This window comes from Luteitalea pratensis (assembly GCF_001618865.1).
GTDB lineage: Bacteria > Acidobacteriota > Vicinamibacteria > Vicinamibacterales > Vicinamibacteraceae > Luteitalea > Luteitalea pratensis.
In genome coordinates this window covers 3,467,954-3,486,255 of record NZ_CP015136.1, presented here as the reverse complement: position 1 = coordinate 3,486,255, position 18,302 = coordinate 3,467,954, and the positions used below count along the sequence as shown (strand labels likewise).

Here is an 18,302-nt window from a genome sequence, read left to right as displayed (position 1 = left end):
TTATTTGCGCCCTCGGAAGTACTCCACCTGCCACTTCTGGACGTTGCGATTGTGTTCCGGAAGCGTCGCGGCGAAGGCGTGCGAGCCGTCGTTGCGGCTCACGAAGTAGAGGTAGTCCACCTTCGCGGGCGCGATGGTTGCCTCGATGGCGGCCCTGCCCGGCGAGGCGATCGGACCGGGCGGGAGCCCCGGGTAGCGGTAGGTGTTGTACGGCGAGTCGAAGTCCAGGTCCGCCCGCCGAATGTTGCCGTTCCAGCGTCCGGCCCGCTTGAGTGCGTAGATCACTGTTGGATCGGCCTGCATCGGCATCCCGATCTTCAAGCGATTGCGGTACACGGCCGCGACCAGCGGCCGCTCGTCGGCACGGGCGGTCTCCTTCTCCACCAGCGCCGCGATTGCCATGATCTGCCGAACGCTCAGGCCGGTCGCTGTGGCGCGACGGCGCAGGTCCTCGTCGAATACCGTGGTGAAGCGGCTGACCATGCGCGCCACCATGGCCTCTCCGTCGATGTGGCGAGGCAGGCTGTACGTGTCCGGGAACAGGTAGCCCTCGAGCGTGTCGGCCGCCGGATCGATGGCCTTGATGGGCGCGGGATCGCGCGCGGCTGCGATGAAATCCGGGGCGGTGCCGAGGCCGCTCTGTGCAAACAGCTGCGACATCTCGTCGGCGGTCAGTCCCTCGGGAAACGTGAGCGGCAACAGGTAGACGTCGCCCTTCGCCAGCCTGTCGATGATCTCGGCCGGGGTTGCGGCCTCGGCAAAGCGGTACTCCCCGGCCTTGAGGGAACGGCCGCGACCGTGCCACCGCATTGCGAGCCGGAACGTCAGTTCGTCGCGGATCACACCCGCCGCCACCAGCCGACGGCCGATGCCGGGGGTGCTCTCTCCGGGCGGGATCTCGACGAACTGCTCGCCGGAGACGCTGCCGAAGGGCGTGGAGACGCGGCGAGCGACCCACAGGGCCGTACCGGCCGCGACCAACACGACGACGATGAGCAGGAGCAGTCCGAGACGCTTCACGCGAGCGGGGCCCTTGTGCGGGAGTCGAGATATTCCTGCAACAACACTGCCGCCGCGGCCGCATCGAGCCGCGCCTTACGGCGTCGCCAGTCGGATTCGTGTTCGGCCAGAAGCGCCTCGGCCTCGACGCTGGTCAGTCGCTCGTCGAGCGGCACGACTGGCACGGGCACCCGGCGCGACAAGCGTTCGATGAAATCGAGGGCCTTGGGGGTGAAGTCGGTGGCGGTGCCGTCGAGCCGGTGCGGGACGCCGACGACAATCGCCGCCAGCGCCGGGTCTTCGGCTTGGACGCGGCTGATCACACCGAGCAGCGCCGCCCACTGTGCCTTGAGCGACGGACCTTGCACGACCTCGAGCGGTCGCGCCAGCGTCCCGGATGCATCGCTGATGGCGACACCGGTTCGTCGGGCTCCGAGATCGAAGGCCAGCACGCGCACCGACACAGGGTAATACGTCCCGAAGGTAGGGCCGGCTCTCCGAGCCCGGCCTTCAGTGCGGGCGACGACGAACGCAGAACGCGGAACGCCGAACGCAGGATCGGTAGCGGCCCGCTGTCCCAGCGGGCCGGACCACGACCAAAGCGATCAGAACGTGGAGCGATCGATCGTGCGTAGGCGTCGAGCTAGCTCCACGCGTCGCTGCGGCGCCGGGAATGTCAAAAGACGCACTTCCCAATTCCCGTCGACCTGAAGGTCGACGGCTACGTCACCGATATTGGAGAGGTGCGCGTCCCCCTCCTGCTCGCCCTGCTCGCGGCACAGCTGCCCACCTTGCAGCAGCCGAGCCCCACCGCGCCCGCCGCGGGCACGTCAGCGCCAGCCGAACTGGTGCAGGCGGCAGAGGCCGCCAAGGCGCAGCAGGCCACGAAGGAACGCATTGCGGCGCTCACCCGCGAGGCCGACGTGCTCAAGCGGCAGAGCGTGTCGATGCTCGACCAAGTGCGCCGGCTCGACGTCGAGCGTGACCTGGAGCGCGCGCGCGAGGTGCAGGCCCGCCAGGCGCTGTCGGTGCTCGAAGCCGACCTCGCATCGCTCACGAGTCGACAGGCGACCCTGCGCTCGACCCTGGAAGGCGAACGCCCCGCGATCGCCGCGCGGCTCCGGCGCCTTCAGCGCCTCGGGCGCGTGGGCTACGCGAGAATCGCGTGGAATGCGACGAGCGCCCGTGACGTCGGTCGCGCCGCCCGCTTGATGAACTATCTCGCGAAGGACGATGGCCGGCGGCTCCAGGCGTATGCGCGAACCGCGGGCGAACTCGGCGAGACCGAGGCCCGGTTGACCCAGCGCCGCGAAGAGGCCAGGTCGCTCGAGGCGGAGGCACGTGTACGGCGCGCGGCGGCCGAAGCCGCCTACGTCAAGAAGCGGGAGCTACTGGCCTCGCTCGAAAACGAATCGGAGCAGCGTGAGCGGTGGCTCGCCGAACTAGTGGCCGCCCGCGCGCGGCTCGACGCCTCGATGACCGGGCGGGCGCCTGTGCCGGCGCCGACCCAGGTGCTCCGCGTGCCCTTCACCACTCGCCGCCGGGCACTGCCCTGGCCCGTGGAAGGCAACATCACCGGGCGATTCGGCCGACAGCGCGATGCTCGGTTCGGCACGAGCACCGTGAGCAACGGCGTGACGATCGCGTCGACAATCGGCAGCGCCGTTCGCGCGCTCCACCCCGGCAGCGTCGTCTTCGCCGGCGCCTTCACGGGGTTCGGACAACTCGTGATCGTCGATCACGGCCAGCAGTCCTACTCCCTGTACGGCTACCTGTCGGGGTTGCGCGTCCAACGGGGCGCCGCGGTCGAAGGCGGCGCCATCGTCGGCGAGGTCGGGGACGCGCCTGACGGCAAGGCGGCCCTCTATCTCGAGGTGCGCGTCGACGGTCGTCCGGTCGATCCCGTACTATGGTTGCAACAACGGTAGCCGGCGCGTGATCGACTCGGCGACCTGTGCGCCCTCGGGCTTGGGCCTTCGGACCTGGACCTTGGAACTCAAGAATTCTCGGCATTCCCGGCATTCCGGCATCGCGGCATTCTTTCAATGACTACCCGCACCCGCTTCCTCGTTCTCGCCCTCACGACACCGCTTGTCGTGTTCACGCTGGTCGGGGGCTTGCTGGGCCAGCAGCGCACGGCCCCCGGGGCCTATCCGCACCTGCGCGTGTTCGACGACGTGGTGTCGCTGATCTTCGGCAGCTACGTCGAGGAACCCAATCCCGGAACAGTGTTGGATGGCGCGATGCTGGGGCTGGCCGAGGGACTCGACCCCGACAGTTCCTACCTCGACGCTGCCCAGGTCGCGCTACTCGAGGGTGTCAGGACGGCAGAGACCGGGTCGACGGGCCTTTCACTGACGCGGCAGTACTACCTGCGCGTCGTCGCCTCACGCGACGGGTCGCCGGCGGCACAGGCCGGGCTCCACACCGGCGACTACATTCGCGCCATCGACGGCAAGTCGACGCGGCACATGTCGCTGCACGAGGGCGAACGGCTCCTGCGCGGCCCCGCCGGGTCCAAGGTCACGCTGACCGTGCTCCGCGGCAGCCAGACCGACACTCACGAGGTGCCCCTCAGCCGTGTCGCCGCCCTGCCAGCCGACGTGACGCAGCGGATCGCGGCACCTGGCGTCGGCCTCGTGCGCATCACCGCGTTCAGCGACCAGACGCCCACCCAACTGAAACGGGCCGTGGGCGAACTCACCAGTAAGGGGGCCACGCAGGTGCTCATCGACCTGCGGCACACGGCGGAGGGGGATCCCGCACTCGGCGCCGAGACGGCACGGTTGTTCGTCAAGGCCGGAACCCTGGGGATCCGTGAAGCGCGTGGCCAGGGGCAGCAGAAGACCGAAGCCAGGGCGGGCGACGGCAGCCTGACGCTCCCCATCACGGTCCTGACGACCAACGGCACGTCGCAGGCGGCCGAGGTCTTCACTGCCGCCTTGCTCGACAACGACCGCGCCAAGAGTGTCGGCGAGCGCACCCTGGGCCGGGCCGGCTCACAGAAGCTGGTCAAACTGCCCGACGGCAGCGGCCTCTGGCTGACCTACGCCCGCTGGCTGACGCCCAAGGGCACCGCAATCCACGGCACGGGGCTTGTCCCGACCGTTCCAGTGGCCGAGCCCGACCGTGAGTTCGGCGCGCCAGCCACAGCCGAAGACCCCATCCTCGACAAGGCACTCGAATCGGTGGCCGCGAAGGCACCGGCGAAGGCCGCGGCCTAGCGCCTTGCGCCACTCGACGGCTCCACGGTAAGATGCCTGTTCGCACCAAGGCTCGTGCGAACGGCTGTAGGCGCGTAGCTCAGGGGTTAGAGCGCCTGCTTGACACGCAGGAGGTCGGCGGTTCGATTCCGCCCGTGCCTACCATTTCCAGCCACCCGCCCACCGGTTGTTGCTCCAGCCGGCCTCGGCTGTGGAGACCAGTGTTCGCGGCATGACGCCCGTCGTACTCACTCTTCCCGACGGATCCACGCGATCCGTGGCTGCCGGCACGCCCGTTCGGGACGTGGCGGCCGACGTGTCTCCACGCCTCGCGAAGGCCGCATTGGCGGCGAGGGTGGACGACCAGGTGGTCGACCTCTCCTACCCTCTCACGCAGGACGCCCGGGTCCAGATCCTGACCGCCGACGGCCCCGACGCCCTCAAGGTGTATCGGCACAGCACGGCGCATCTGCTCGCGGCAGCCGTCACGAAGCTGTTCCCCGGCACCCAGTGCGGCATCGGGCCGGTGATCGAGGAACCGCCCGGCTTCTACTACGACTTCGTGGTCCAACGTCCGTTCGTGCCCGAGGATCTCGAGAAGATCGAGGCGGAAATGCGCCGTCTGGCGCAGGCTGACGAGATCTTCGAGCGGCAGATGTGGCCGCGCGACGAGGCGATGGCGTTCTTCGGCGGGCGTGGCGAACCGCTGAAGGTGCAGCTGATCGAAGAAAACACGCAGGGCCAGTCCGAAGTCTCGGTCTACACGATCAAGGACCGCGAGACGTTCGTTGACTTCTGTCGCGGGCCGCACGTGCCGTCGACGGGCAAGCTCAAGGCCTTCAAGCTGACGACGACGTCGAGCGCGTACTGGAAGGGCGACGCGAAGAACCAGCCGATGCAGCGGGTGTACGGCACGGCGTTCTTCAGCGACAAGGACCTCCAGGCGCACCTGGCGCGGCTCGAGGAAGCCAAGAAGCGGGACCACCGCAAGGTGGGCAAGGAACTCGGACTGTTCATGTTCCACCCGTGGGCCCCCGGCGCGGCGTTCTGGCTGCACAAGGGCACCGTGCTGTACAACGGCCTGGCCGAGTACATGCGCAAGGTGCTCTACCCGGCCGGGTACGAAGAGGTGAAGACCCCGATCATCTTCAACAAGGCGTTGTGGGAGACATCGGGGCACTGGCACCACTACCGCGAGAACATGTTCGTGCTCGAGGGCGACGAGGGCGAGGCCATGGCGCTCAAGGCCATGAACTGCCCTGGGCACATGCTGGTCTTCGCGAGCCAGGTGCGCAGCTACAAGGACCTGCCGATCCGGTTCCACGAGCAGACCGCGCTGCACCGCAACGAGGCGTCGGGCGTGCTCGGCGGGCTGACGCGCGTGCGCCAGTTCTCGCAGGACGACGCGCACTGCTTCGTGATGCAGGAGCAGATTGGCGACGAGGTCCAGCGGCTGCTGGCCTTGGTGCAGCAGGTCTATGGCGATCTCGGTTTGACCTTCGAGGTGAAGCTCTCGACCCGCCCGGAGCAGTACCTCGGGCAGCGAGAGACCTGGGATCACGCCGAGTCGCAGCTGAAGCTGGCGCTCGAGGGCGCCGGGCAGGCGTACACACTTAACGAGGGCGACGGGGCGTTCTACGGCCCGAAGGTCGACTTCGATGTGACCGACGCGATCGGGCGCAAGTGGCAGTGTGCGACGATCCAGTTGGACTACCAGATACCGGAGCGATTCGACCTGAAGTACGTCGGGGCCGACAACGCCGAGCACCGGCCGGTGGTGATCCATCGGGCGATCTTCGGCAGCTTCGAGCGGTTCATCGCCTTGCTGATCGAGCACTTCGCCGGGGCGTTCCCGCTCTGGCTGGCGCCGCTGCAGGCCGTGGTGCTGCCGATTGCCGACCGGCACGCCGCGTATGCGGCGCAGGTGCAGGTCGAGTTGAAGGCGGGCGGCCTGCGGGTCGGGTTGGACGACCGGCAGGAGAAGATCGGGTACAAGATCCGCGAAGCGCAGTTGCAGAAGGTGCCGTACATGCTGGTCGTCGGCGACAAGGAAGTCGCCGAGGGCACGGTGTCGGTCCGCAGCCGCCAGGGCGGGGATTTGGGAAGTCGGCCAGTGCGCGAGTTCGTCACCGACGCGCAGGCCGAGATCGAGAGCAAGGGCCAAGCTGGCCAGCCAGTAGGGGTGTAGAAGCGTTTCGCGTTGCCGGTCATGGGACCGGCGGGCGGGGCGCGTTCAAGGAGGTCGTTATCGCGTTCGACAATCGCATGCGGGGTCCCCGACGGGACGACAGGGTCCGGATCAACGAGCGCATTCGCGTGCGCGAGGTCCGGGTCATCGACGAGGCAGGACAGCAGTTGGGCATCATGGCGCCGGCGCAGGCCGTTGCACTGGCAAAGTCCAAGGGCCTGGACCTCGTCGAGGTTGCTGCCACCGCCGTGCCGCCGGTCTGCCGTATCACCGATTACGGCAAGTACCAGTACAACGAGCAGAAGAAGCAGCGGCAGGCCCGCAAGCACCAGAAGACCATCGAGGTGAAGGAAGTCAAGTTCCGCCCGAAGGTCGACCTGCACGATTACGACTTCAAGAAGCGCAACATCTCGCGCTTCCTGCACGAGGGCGACAAGGTCAAGGCGGTGGTGTTCTTCCGCGGGCGCGAGATCGCCCACCCGGAGATCGGCCGCCGGATTCTGGAACGGCTCATCGCCGAGCTGACCGAGATCGCGGTCGCCGAGAACCTGCCGCGGATGGAGGGCAACACCATGCACACCATCCTGTCGGGTCGCCCGGGCATCAAGAAGGTCGAGAAGCCGTCCAAGCCGGAGCGCGAGCCACGGCCTGAGGTCGAGGAAGACGACACCGAAATGACGGCGGAAGAACTCGCGGCAGCCGCCCAGGCGGTGGCCGATGAGGACGCAGCAGGCACCGCGCCGGTGGTCGAGACACCGGCCGAGCGCCCGGCCGAATAGCACCGCGACGCCACCGATGGCGTCGCCGGACGACGGGATGCGATGGCTGCATCCCGGAGGAGAAGGCTGCTTCACGAGCGGCCCGACCACATCGCAGGCAGGGACGGCCTCCGGGACGTCCCCGACAGTGAACGAGAGAGAAACAGAGTCAGATCATGCCGAAACTCAAGACCCACAAGGGCGCCTCGAAGCGGTTCAAGCGCACCGCCTCTGGCAAGTTCCTGCGCGGCAGCGCGTTCAAGCGGCACATCCTGACGAGCAAGACCACCAAGCGCAAGCGCGGCTTGCGCGGCACGGTGCTCGTCTCAGCCCAGGATCAGGGAAAACTGGAGTTGATGCTGCCGTACAAGTGACGGTGAACTTCTGCAATTCTGCAATTTCAGAATTCCGAATTTCACGATTTCACTGAACAGGGTCGGTATATCACCGTCCCATGAGTAGTCCGGGTCCCCAAGTCGGCTGGAGAGCCGCCCCGAGGCTGCGGAGAAGAGAATGCCGAGAGTCAAGCGTGGCACGGTGCGCCGTGCAAAGCGCGAAAAGTTGCTGACCCTTGCCAAGGGGTACTACGCCAACAAGAGCAAGCTGTACCGGTTCGCGAAGGAAGCGGTCGACCGCGCCCTCAAGAGCGCGTTCGTCGGTCGTCGCCGCAAGAAGCGCGATTTCCGTCGCCTGTGGATCGTCCGCATCAACGCCGCGGCGCGCCAGCAGGGCATCAGCTACTCGCAGTTCATCGCCGGCCTGAGCCGCGCCGGCGTCACCGTCGATCGCAAGATGCTCGCCGAACTCGCGGTGAGCGAGCCGTCGGCATTTGCGGCGCTCACCTCGCGCGCCAAGGATGCCCTCAAGCAGCAGAACGCTTAGGAATTGCAGAATTTCAGGAATTGCAAAATTTCATCATCACCCGCCAACCTTCGAGGCATGACGGTGGTGAGGAAATTTTGAGATTGTGAAATTCTGAAATTGACGGGGGCCGCCTTCGCGGGCGCGCCCCCGTTTTTCGTGTACACAGCTGAATTGCACAATTTCGGAATTTCATCACCACCGCCAACCTTCGAAGCAGCAATGGCGGTAACGAAATTCTGAACTTCTGAAACCCTGAAATTGACGATGCCTGACCTCTCCACCTCCGTCTCCGCATTGCGCGCCGAGTTCGACACGGCACTGGGCGCGGTCACGTCGGCTGCCGATCTGCAGGCCGTGCGCGATCGCTTCCTCGGCCGCAAGCAGGGCCTCGTCACGGCGCTGTACGCCGAAATCGGCAACGCCCCGGCCGACCAGAAGCGCGAGATCGGGCGGTTGGCCAACGAGCTCAAGCAGGCGGTGGAGGCGGGACTGGAGGCGCGCAAGGCAGTACTCGGACGCGCCGCCATCCGTACGCCCGGGCTCGACCTCACTCTCGCGCCGCGCCCGCTGCCGGTGGGCTCGCGCCACCCGTTGAATGCGATGCGGGAACGGATCGAGCGCATCTTCGTGCGCATGGGCTACGAGATCCTCGATGGGCCCGAGGCCGAGGACGACTGGCACAACTTCGAGGCGCTGAACATGCCAGCCGATCATCCTGCCCGCGACGCCCAGGACACGCTCTACCTCGAAGCGCCGTTTGTCCAGGGCACCCGCGCGACCGGTGCGCCAGGCGCCGGCGTCACGCTGCGGCCTGCCACGCTGCTGCGCACGCACACGTCCGCGATGCAGATCCGCTACATGGAGCGGCATGCGCCGCCGGTGCGCATCATCGCCCCTGGCCGCGTGTACCGCCGCGACAACCTCGATCTCACGCATACGCCGATGTTCCAGCAGGTCGAAGCCCTAGTCGTCGGCGAGCAGGTCACGATGGCCGACCTGAAGGGCACGCTACTCGGCTTCGCGCGGGAGTTCTTCGATCCGAAGACGCCGATCATGTTCAAGCCGAGCTTCTTCCCGTACACCGAGCCGAGCGCCGAGGTCTTCGTCGGCTGCCAGTCGTGCTTCGGGTCCGGCTGCTCGATGTGCAAGCGCACCGGCTGGATCGAGATTGGTGGCAGCGGCATGGTCCACCCCTCGGTCTTCGAAGCGGTGGGCATCGACCCCGAGCGTTATACGGGCTTCGCCTTCGGCATGGGTATCGAGCGCCTGGCGCTCCTCGCGCATCGTGTCGACGACATCCGCGCGTTCTACGAAAACGACCTCCGCTTCCTGGAGCAGTTCGCCTCGTGAAGATCCTCGTCTCGTGGTTGAAGGAGTACGTCGACGTCCCCGTCCCGATCGACCAGCTTGCGAAAGACCTCACGATGCGCGGCTTCGAGGTCGCCTCGGTGGAACCGGTCAACGGCGATCCCGACGATGCCGTGATCGACTTCGAGGTGACGGCCAATCGACCCGACTGCCTCAGCGTTCTGGGCATGGCTCGCGAAGTTGCCGTGAAGTACGGGCTGGCACTTCGCTCGCCGGTCTCGGCCTTCAGCATTGGGTCTTCGGCCTTCGATGCACGGGTACCCGGCACCCGGAACCCGGCACCCGCCTTCGCCGCAGGCTTCGGCGCGGCAAGCCCCGACGCGATCCGGGTGACGGTGGAGCGGCCCGACCTGTGCCCGCTGTACTGCGCGGCCCTGGTGGACGTGTCGATCGGGCCGTCGCCGGCCTGGCTGGCCGAGCGGCTGACCCTCAGCGGCGTCCGCTCGATCAACAACATCGTCGACGTCACCAACTACGTGCTGCTGGAACTGAACCAGCCGCTGCACGCGTTCGACTTCGACACCATTGGCGACCGCCACCTGGTGGTGCGTACAGCTCGGGCCGGTGAGACGCTGACGACGCTCGACGGTGTGACACGGACGCTTGCCGACGACATGCTCGTGATCGCCGATGCGGGAACGGCGCAGGCGGTGGCCGGCGTGATGGGCGGTGGCGCGACCGAAATCGGCCCGACCACCAGGACGATCGCCCTCGAAAGCGCGTACTTCGAGCCGACGCAGGTGCGCCGGACGCGGCGTCGCCTGAACCTGTCCACCGAGGCCTCCTATCGATTCGAGCGCGGCGTCGATCCGGGCATGCCTGCACGCGCACTGCGACGTGCCGTCGAGTTGATCGTGGAGATTGGCGCGGGCACGCCGCGCGACGGCGAGGTCATCGTCGGAACGCCCTCCTCCACCGCGCGCAGTGTTCGCCTGCGCTGGTCGCGTATCTGGCGCGTGCTCGGGATGGACGTGGCTCCGGCCGAGGTGGAGCAGATTCTCACGTTACTCGGTTTTCACTTTCGCCCGATCGAAGATGGCGGGCTTCGGCGGAAGGCGTCCTCCGACGGCAGGACCGGCTCGCCCTTGGGCGCCGAAGCCTTGGCGGAGGCGGCGAGCCCGGCCCATGACCATCCCTCTCCAGAATGGAATGTCACCGTGCCAGGGTGGCGGGGCGACGTCACGCGCGAGGAAGATCTGATCGAGGAAATCGCACGCTGCGCGGGATACGAGCGCCTGCCGGTGACCTTCCCCGCCCTCGCTGCGCCACCGGCGAAGACCGCGCCGCGGCTGGTCCGCGACGCGCGCGTCCGTGACGTCCTCGTGGGCGCCGGCTTCGCGGAAGCCGTCACTTTCACGTTCATCGAGCGAGCCGCGGCGGTGCCGTTCGACGCGGCACCGATCGCGATCGCGAACCCGCTCTCGGAGTTGTTCGCGGTACTCCGGCCCTCTGTGGTGCCCGGCGTCGTCGACAGCCTCTCGCACAACCGGCGTCGCGAGCAGCATGACATCCGCCTGTTCGAAGTGGGCACGCGCTTCACGCGCACCCACGGCGAGACGCGGAGCGTGGCCATCGCATGGACGGGTGCGGCGGCGGCGGAGCATTGGAGTGGCAGCGGCAGGATGGTCGATCTCTACGACGTGCTGGGCGTGCTGCAGCGGGTCGCCGAGACGCTGCGGGTGCGGGTCGACGTCGAAGCGGACGATCATCCAGCGTTGCTGACGGGACGGGCCGCGCGGCTCGTCGCGATGCACGGCAACACGCGCGTCGATGTCGGCTGGGTCGGCCAGCTCTCCCCCTCCCTTGGAGAGGCACGCGGACTACCCGCAGCTGATGCGGTGTTGGTGGCCGAACTCGACCTGGACCTTGCGGCGCCCGACTACGATCCCGATCGCCAACCGGTGATGCAAGCGCTACCACGCCACCCTTCCGTGGTGCGTGACCTCTCGATCGTGCTTCCGGCTGACTTGCCGGCGGTGAGGGTTCGTGGCACGATTCACGCGTCTGCACCGCCCACGCTGGTGTCGGTGCGCGAGTTCGATCGCTACCAGGGCAAGTCGCTGCCGGACGGCAAGGTGAGTCTGTCGTTGAGACTGACCTTCCGGGCGGCCGAGCGCACGCTGACGGACGCCGAAGTGCAGCACGCCACCGACGCCATCCTCGCCGCGCTGGCCGCCGACCATGGCGCCACCTTGCGCTGAACATATCGACCGGCCGCTGGGCTGGTCAGGGAGCCTGCACATGAGCAACACCGCCACCGCCACCGCTGCCGACCTTGCGGTCGTCGAGCGCCTCGACGAGAAGATCCGTCAACTGATCACGCTCGTCGAGAAGAGTCGCGCGGAGGCTACCAAGCTCCGTACCGACAACGACCGGCTCGGCAAGGAAGTGGACGCGCTGCAGGCACAGCTGTCGGATGCCGCTGGCGTGTCGACCGAACTGCAGGCGATGCGCGAGGAACGCGACCAGGTGCGCACGCGCGTGGCCGACATGCTCGCCCAGCTCGACGCCCTCCAGATGTGATGTGAAGGTGAACGTCACCCCTATCGTGGACGACGAGACGCCGCTCGGCGATCAGGATCCGCCCAACCACGTGGTGATGGTGGATATCCAGGGGCTGCGTTACCCGGTGCGCAGCGCTCTCGATCCGTCGTACGTCCACAAGCTCGCCCGCTACGTCGACGTCACGATGGATGCGGCGTCGACGGCCGTCCCGATCGGCGAGTCGACCAAGCTGGCCGTGCTCGCAGCGCTGAACATCGCCGATGAGTGCTTCCGCGGCCGCGACGACGAGTCGCGGATTGCGGCCGAACTCGTCGAGAAGGCCGGCGAGCTCGAACGCCTGATCGACGCCGTCCTGAACAAACACTCGACGTAGTCCGGGCACCGGGCACCGGGAATCGGGCACCGGGAATCGTCGACCGGTCGTAGCCGCCGACGTTCAGGTCGACGGACATCGCGAAGTGTAGCCGTCGACCTTGGTCGACGGGACATTCCGTCGTAGCCGCCGACCTTCAGGTCGGCGGAAAGCGCACGGAGTCGAACATCGCGCCGATGCGTCGAGCACGCCCGACGCCTAGACGATAGGCTCTCGCGTGAGTGGCCACGTGCGGGTCGTCAGCGGCATCGTCACGGGGCCTCCGGCGGCGAACGATGCGAAGACGGCCTGGGTCATCTCGACGGTTTCGCTTGCGGGCGTAGGCCCGCAGAGCGGTTCGCGGCCGCTGCCGAGGCAAGCCAGCAGGTCCTCGACCGCCGCGACGTGGTCGAGGATGCGCTTGGAAAGCCCCGGCACCGTTTCCGGCACGCCAGGCCCTGCCGACGTCAACGGGATCCACGCACGCGGCGTCGTGTCGGGTATGAACGGGTGTCCCTCCCGCACGTGCACGAGCGGTTCGATGTCCATGCGGAGATCCACGACACCGCGCTCGCAGAAAATCTGCAGGCCGAAGCCGGCGGCCGCCGAGCCGAGGGCCTTCTTCGAGTCGTAGAAGATCGGGATGCCACGCTGCGTGTCGAAGCGCGCGTGCACCTCGTCGCCGGCGATGAGGCCGACGCCTTCATCGCCCTCGTGCACGTCGCTGCGCGTCGCGGGGTGCCCCTGCTGTTGGATCGTCGCGCTGCACGCAGTGGGCGCGCCGGTGAACAGGGTCGCGACGTTGAAGAGGTGCCCGCCGAGCACCCAGAGATCCTGCCCGCCGCCACGCTGATCTTCCTTGCCGCGTGCCCGAATCTCGAGAATGCGTCCGAGCGTGCCGTCGGCGAGATACTTCTGCAACACCGGCAAGGCCGGGTGGTAACGATTGCGGTGTGCCACTGCCAGGCTCGTCCCCGTCCGGCGCGCCAGCGCGACGACCTGATCGGCCTCCGCGCAAGTCCGCACGAACGGCTTCTCGACGTACACGCCACGCGCGCCTCCATCGAGCGCGCCGACGATCATGTCGCGGTGTTCGTGGGCATGGCGCGGGCAGACGGCCACGACATCGGGCTTGACCTCCGCGAGCATGGCGCGATAGTCGGCAAAGCCACGAACGCCGCCCGTCCGCTGGCCCGCGGCGGCCAGACCTGCCGGGTCCGCGTCCGCGATCGCCACGACGCGCGCGCCGCGAATCTGCGCCCACACCCGGTCGACGCCGTGGCCGTAGTCGCCCTGGCCGCTGTGCCCGATCAGCGCGACACGCAGCGTCTGGCCCGGCGCCGATTGCCGTGCGGCGGCGATTCGCGGCAGGGCCGCGCAGCAGCCCAGCGTGACGGCGAGAAATCGGCGTCGTTGCATCGCAGACGCCTGAACTGTACCGCAGCCGATTGGGCGCAGGGTCGTGCTACTATCGGGAGGCCTGCGTTGTGCGTGATGGGTAGAGGCTCGCTTGAGCCGATGTTTTACCCCAAGCGAATCACGACGGCTGCGTGGTGTGCATGCCTCCGCAGAGAGGAAGCCTGAAGCGCGGCTTTTACAGTGGTTCCACCTGCTTCTGCAGGTTCAACGACCTCCCCACACGGCAATGCGGGTACTGATGAATCGCCTTCGCCCGAAGCGGCGGCGGCGTGCGCGGCCACTCCCCAGCGTCCAGCCCTGCCCCCTTTTGGTAGGCAGATCAGGCGGACCGGCCGCCGTTCGACTCGCAGTGTTGCGCATCGTCTCCGCCATCTGACGCGGGAGCTTGCCTTTGCCTGCAGTTCGGGCCACAGTCGAGTCGACCCATGGGCCAGTGGACCTCCCTCGAAGTGATCGGCCTCGCGCTGGACGGCATTGCCGCCCTCGCGCTCGTGTTGTGGGTCGTGTGGGCCCGCAAGCGCCTCGCCGCCGACACGGCACACGCACGGGAACAGGCCGCCCAGATCATCGCCAGCGCCGATCGCGAGGCGCTCGCTCGAGTCAAGGAAGCCGAACTGGCCGGCAAGGAGCACGCGCATGCGCTGCTGGTCGAGGCCGAGCGCGCCGGGCGCGAAATCCAGGATGCTGCCAGGTCGACCTCGCGAAATGCCGCCGAGCAACTCCGCGCCGCGAGTGAGCGCACCGCGGCCCTGCTGCAACGCGAGCAGGACCTCGCCAGGCGGCAAGAAGACCTCCTGGAGCGGCAGGCCGCCGTCGTGGCCATCGACGCACAGGCACGCGAGCAGCTCGCGCAGGCCGATGCCAGGAACGTCGGCGTACTGGCCGAACTGCAACGCGTCGGCAGCCTGACCAGTGACGAAGCCCGCGCCGAGTTGGTTCGCCAGATCGAGCAGGACGCGCGGCGTGATGCAGCACACCTGGTCAAGCGCCTCGAAGCCGAAGCCCGCGAACAGGCCGCAGGCAAGGCGCGGCAACTGATCACCGAAGCCATCCAGCGCAGTGCCGCCGAGCACGCCATCGAGACCACCGTGTCGGTGGTCGACCTTCCGAGCGACGACATGAAGGGCCGGATCATCGGCCGTGAAGGACGCAACATCCGTGCGCTGGAGCAGGCCACGGGTGTCGAGCTCATCGTCGACGACACCCCCGGCGCGATCATCCTCTCGAGTTTCGATCCGTTTCGCCGCGAGGTCGCCCGCGAGGTGATCGAGCGATTGATCGCCGACGGGCGTATCCATCCGGCCCGCATCGAGGAAGTCGTCGAGAAGGTGAAGGCCGATCTCGAAGAATCGGTTCGTCGCGACGGGGAGGCCGCCGCCTTCGAACTCGGGCTCCACGACGTGCATCCGGAGCTGCTGCGCCTGATGGGACGTCTGCGATTCCGCACCAGCTACGGGCAGAACGTCCTCAGCCACAGCAAGGAAGTCGCGTGGCTCGCGGGTATCATGGCCCGCGAGCTCGGCCTCGATGCCCAGGTCGCGGTGCGCGCGGCCTTCCTGCACGACATCGGCAAGGCCATCGACAGGGAGATGGAAGGCACGCACCTCGCGATTGGCCTCGACGCGCTCCGCAAGCACGGCGAGCGGCAGCCCGTCCTCGATGCGGTGGCCGCACACCACATGGACATCGACTGGCCGTCGCTCGAGGCCATGATCGTGCAGGCGGCCGATGCGATCTCGGCAGCCCGTCCTGGCGCACGCCGCGACATCCTCGAGTCCTACGTCAAGCGTCTCGAGAAGCTCGAAGACATCGCGTGCAGTTTCAAGGGCGTGGCGAAGTCGTTCGCGCTGCAGGCGGGTCGCGAGATCCGCATCCTCGTGCAGAGCGAGCAGGTGTCGGACGAAGATGCCGTGTGGCTGTCCAAGGACATCGCGCGCCGCATCGAGAACGAGCTCGAGTATCCCGGCCAGATCAAGGTGACGGTCATCCGGGAAACCCGCGCCGTGGAGATCGCACGCTGACGATGATGGCGGCAGGCCTTCCGGGGTGGGACCACGACGTCTCGGCCACGTGCGCGCAGGTTGGCGAGCACGCGCTGATCCGCTGGATCGCCAGCGCTGTCGGCAGCGCGTCGTCGGCCGACGTGCTGCTCGGCATCGGCGACGATGCGGCGGTGGTCGTGCCGCGGCGCAACCACGTGGACGTCTTGACGACAGACGTGCAGGTCGATGGCGTGCACTTCACGCGCGCATTCTGTGGCGCCGCCGACGTGGGCCATCGCGCGCTGCACGTCAACCTGAGCGATGTGGCCGCGATGGGCGCCCAACCGCGCGTCGCCCTGCTCTCGCTCGGCCTGCCGGCCGATCTCGAAGCGCGATGGGTGGCCGACCTCGTGACCGGGCTCGTAACGGCGGCGCGGGCCGCGCGCGTGCAACTGGTGGGGGGCAACATCTCTCGGGCGCCGATGCTGTTTGTCGACGTCACGGTCAGTGGCGCTGCGAAGCCGCGCCACCTGCTTCGTCGCAGTGGCGCGCGTCCGGGCGACGAACTCTACGTGAGCGGCACCGTCGGCGCGGCTGCCGCCGGCCTTGCCTGGTTGCAATCCGCGATTGGTAGGGCCGGCTCTCCGAGCCGGCCATCGCCACAAGGCGCTGAGACGGACGCTGCTGAACCCGGAGACGGCCGGTTCGGAGAACGGGCCCTGCCATCGGCAATCGAGGCGGCCCTCACCCGCTATCGACGACCGGAGGCACGCGTGTCTCTCGGTCTTCAGGTTGGCCGGAACAAGGCGGCGTCGGCCTGCATCGACACCAGCGACGGCCTGGCCGACGCCTTGCGCCAGCTTGCCGGGGCCAGCGGCGTCGGCGTGCGCGTCGACGCCGCTGCCGTGCCGGTGGACCCTGCGGTAACCGAGTTGGCCCTGCGCACGAACGAGGACCGCGATGCGCTCGCATGGTCGGGGGGCGAGGACTATGAGTTGTTGTTCGCGGTGCCGCGGCGGGCGCGCCGACGCTTCCTGCACGCGAGCGGCCGCAAGGGCCTGCCGCCGGTGACGCGGATTGGAATGTGCACCAGGGAAGCCGATTGCCTGATCGTGCAAGCCGACGGACGTGAGTCGCCGCTGCCGGGAGGGTTCGAGCATTTTTCGTCGGTCGACAGCGTCGCCGGAGGTCGTATCCCCGAGGCCGGTGCGTGATGCTGCTGACCCGATCCCTCCGCCGGCGTATCGTCGTGGCCGTAGGCGCGGCCCTCGGGTTCGTGCTGCTGTACGAGAGTCCCATCTTCGACTCCGAGTACATGCCGCGCGCTTTCCGCCGCGTTGCACGGTCGGAGACCCCGGTGATGCAGCCCGGCCCGCCCGATCCCGAGGACGTCGCGGCACCGGCGCCGGGCCTCACCGTCCGGTTCCGCGCGACGGCCTACTGCAAGGGCACGACGACGGCCTCCGGGGCCGGCATCCAGACCGGCATCGCCGCGGCTGATCCCGATCTGCTGCCTGTCGGCTCGGTCATCCGCGCCGAAGGCCTGGGCTCGCGCTACAACGGCATTTACACGATCCTCGACACCGGGCCGCGGGTGAAGGGCCGGCAGATCGACGTCTACATGTGGAGTTGCAACGAGGCACTGGCGTTCGGGCGGCGGACGACCCGGCTGCAGGTCATGCGCCTCGGCTGGAACCCGCGAACCAGCACCCCCGAGCGCGTCGGCACCGAGTTCCGTCGCCGGGAGGCCGAGATGACAGCCGACGCACCGGCCCGGCCTCCGGCCACGACTCCACCACCGCAATCGGCACCCGCGCCCGGGATCCCGCCGCCCACGCCAGAGCCCTGATGGATCTCCTGCTCGAAGCCACCCGCCGCGCCGAACAAGAACACTTCTGGTTCAAGGGCTTTCGCGCCTTCGTCGCGCCGCTCGTGGCGTCCGCCGTCGCTGCCCACCCACCGCGGCGCCTGCTCGACTGCGGCTGCGGCACCGGCGTGAACCTGCCGATGCTCGCGCAGTACGGCAGCGCGTACGGTTTCGACCTCACGTGGACCGGACTGAAGTTTGCCAAGGATCACGGGACGCATCGGCTCACGCAAGCCAGCGTCCTGCATGTGCCGTTTCGCGACGACAGCTTCGACGTGGTCACCTGCTTCGACGTCCTCCAATGCTTCCCGCCATACATCGCAGCACAGGTGCTCGCCGAGTTCCACCGGATCCTGGCACCAGGTGGTCACCTGGTGATGAACGTCGCGGCGCTGGAGTCGCTGCGCGGCGACCATGCCGTCCTGGCCGAGGAAGCGCATCGGTACGAACGCGGCGAACTGCACGCGATGCTCGAGGCCACGGGTTTCCACGTCGCGCGGCTGACGTTCACCAATGCATCCCTGTTCCCGATCATGCTCGGCGCGCGCTGGTGGCAGCGCCTTCGCGGCCTCAAGGCGATCGAGGATGCCCACGACGACTTCACCGTCCCGTCGGCGGTGGTGAACGACACGTTGACGGGCTTGCTGAAATGCGAAGCCGCGCTGCTGCGCCGCCTCGACATGCCGATCGGCAGTTCTCTCCTCGCCCTCGCGCAGAAGCGCTAACGGCTCCGCCGTCGGGACTTGGGACTCGCGATTCGGGATTCGCGGCTCGGGCGACGCTCGCCCTTCAACCGG

At 67.9% G+C, this 18,302-nt stretch carries 17 protein-coding genes, 1 tRNA gene and 1 other RNA gene; 16 read left to right on the top strand and 3 right to left on the bottom strand.

Translation table 11 applies throughout. The annotated features are described in order from the left end of the window. Together mltG and ruvX are read right to left on the bottom strand one after the other, a co-directional pair. Positions 1 to 1,020, bottom strand: a complete 1,020-nt coding sequence (gene mltG / locus LuPra_RS14295) for an endolytic transglycosylase MltG (protein WP_157899188.1) — start codon at positions 1,018 to 1,020, stop codon at positions 1 to 3. Beyond that, entirely contained in the window at positions 1,017 to 1,457 is a 441-nt protein-coding gene (ruvX, locus tag LuPra_RS14290) for a Holliday junction resolvase RuvX (protein WP_157899187.1), read from the bottom strand. Before ruvX ends, mltG begins: the two co-directional genes overlap by 4 nt. A 285-nt stretch (positions 1,458 to 1,742) precedes the next feature. On the opposite strand from ruvX, the gene LuPra_RS14285 reads away from it, so the two are divergent. From LuPra_RS14285 to LuPra_RS14235, 11 genes are all read left to right on the top strand, one after another. After that, positions 1,743 to 2,927: a murein hydrolase activator EnvC family protein gene (locus tag LuPra_RS14285; RefSeq protein WP_110171373.1), complete on the top strand. Its 1,185-nt coding sequence runs from the start codon at positions 1,743 to 1,745 to the stop codon at positions 2,925 to 2,927. Between the two features lie 117 nt (positions 2,928 to 3,044). Continuing rightward, positions 3,045 to 4,223, top strand: a complete 1,179-nt coding sequence (locus tag LuPra_RS14280) for a S41 family peptidase (RefSeq protein WP_110171372.1) — start codon at positions 3,045 to 3,047, stop codon at positions 4,221 to 4,223. A gap of 68 nt (positions 4,224 to 4,291) precedes the next feature. Further along, positions 4,292 to 4,367 (top strand) — tRNA-Val (locus tag LuPra_RS14275). Between the two features lie 67 nt (positions 4,368 to 4,434). Next, complete coding sequence (thrS, locus tag LuPra_RS14270) at positions 4,435 to 6,390, top strand: threonine--tRNA ligase (RefSeq protein ID WP_110171371.1); 1,956 nt, start codon at positions 4,435 to 4,437, stop codon at positions 6,388 to 6,390. Between the two features lie 77 nt (positions 6,391 to 6,467). After that, a complete protein-coding gene (infC, locus tag LuPra_RS14265; RefSeq protein WP_110171370.1) occupies positions 6,468 to 7,169 on the top strand; it encodes a translation initiation factor IF-3 in 702 nt (233 codons plus the stop codon). A gap of 155 nt (positions 7,170 to 7,324) precedes the next feature. Continuing rightward, positions 7,325 to 7,522: a 50S ribosomal protein L35 gene (gene rpmI, locus LuPra_RS14260; RefSeq protein ID WP_110171369.1), complete on the top strand. Its 198-nt coding sequence runs from the start codon at positions 7,325 to 7,327 to the stop codon at positions 7,520 to 7,522. A gap of 139 nt (positions 7,523 to 7,661) precedes the next feature. Continuing rightward, the gene (rplT, locus tag LuPra_RS14255; RefSeq protein WP_110171368.1) at positions 7,662 to 8,030 is read left to right on the top strand and encodes a 50S ribosomal protein L20; all 369 of its coding nucleotides are present in this window, start codon (positions 7,662 to 7,664) and stop codon (positions 8,028 to 8,030) included. A gap of 246 nt (positions 8,031 to 8,276) precedes the next feature. After that, the gene (gene pheS, locus LuPra_RS14250; RefSeq protein WP_110171367.1) at positions 8,277 to 9,362 is read left to right on the top strand and encodes a phenylalanine--tRNA ligase subunit alpha; all 1,086 of its coding nucleotides are present in this window, start codon (positions 8,277 to 8,279) and stop codon (positions 9,360 to 9,362) included. Next, the gene (locus tag LuPra_RS14245; RefSeq protein ID WP_110171366.1) at positions 9,359 to 11,581 is read left to right on the top strand and encodes a phenylalanine--tRNA ligase subunit beta; all 2,223 of its coding nucleotides are present in this window, start codon (positions 9,359 to 9,361) and stop codon (positions 11,579 to 11,581) included. The genes pheS and LuPra_RS14245 overlap by 4 nt, the downstream gene beginning before the upstream one ends. 40 nt (positions 11,582 to 11,621) lie before the next feature. Continuing rightward, a complete protein-coding gene (gene zapB, locus LuPra_RS14240) occupies positions 11,622 to 11,903 on the top strand; it encodes a cell division protein ZapB (protein ID WP_157899186.1) in 282 nt (93 codons plus the stop codon). Positions 11,904 to 11,910: 7 nt separating this feature from the next. Further along, positions 11,911 to 12,258 (top strand): cell division protein ZapA, encoded by a 348-nt coding sequence (locus tag LuPra_RS14235; RefSeq protein ID WP_157899185.1) that lies wholly within the window; start codon positions 11,911 to 11,913, stop codon positions 12,256 to 12,258. A 198-nt stretch (positions 12,259 to 12,456) separates the two neighbouring features. Here the strand turns inward: LuPra_RS14235 and LuPra_RS14230 are convergent, their stop codons facing one another. Continuing rightward, positions 12,457 to 13,656, bottom strand: coding sequence for a Gfo/Idh/MocA family protein (locus LuPra_RS14230; protein ID WP_110171363.1), 1,200 nt, complete (start codon positions 13,654 to 13,656; stop codon positions 12,457 to 12,459). A gap of 55 nt (positions 13,657 to 13,711) precedes the next feature. Here LuPra_RS14230 and ssrS point away from each other — a divergent pair. From ssrS to LuPra_RS14205, 5 genes are all read left to right on the top strand, one after another. Next, positions 13,712 to 13,895: non-coding RNA, 6S RNA (ssrS, locus tag LuPra_RS14225), on the top strand. Positions 13,896 to 14,081: 186 nt separating this feature from the next. Next, positions 14,082 to 15,677, top strand: coding sequence for a ribonuclease Y (gene rny, locus LuPra_RS14220; RefSeq protein ID WP_110171362.1), 1,596 nt, complete (start codon positions 14,082 to 14,084; stop codon positions 15,675 to 15,677). Positions 15,678 to 15,682: 5 nt separating this feature from the next. After that, positions 15,683 to 16,852, top strand: coding sequence for a thiamine-phosphate kinase (gene thiL / locus LuPra_RS14215; RefSeq protein ID WP_157899184.1), 1,170 nt, complete (start codon positions 15,683 to 15,685; stop codon positions 16,850 to 16,852). Beyond that, entirely contained in the window at positions 16,852 to 17,487 is a 636-nt protein-coding gene (locus LuPra_RS14210; protein WP_110171360.1) for a 3D domain-containing protein, read from the top strand. Before thiL ends, LuPra_RS14210 begins: the two co-directional genes overlap by 1 nt. After that, positions 17,487 to 18,230: a class I SAM-dependent methyltransferase gene (locus LuPra_RS14205; protein ID WP_110171359.1), complete on the top strand. Its 744-nt coding sequence runs from the start codon at positions 17,487 to 17,489 to the stop codon at positions 18,228 to 18,230. Before LuPra_RS14210 ends, LuPra_RS14205 begins: the two co-directional genes overlap by 1 nt. Positions 18,231 to 18,302 lie beyond the last annotated feature (72 nt).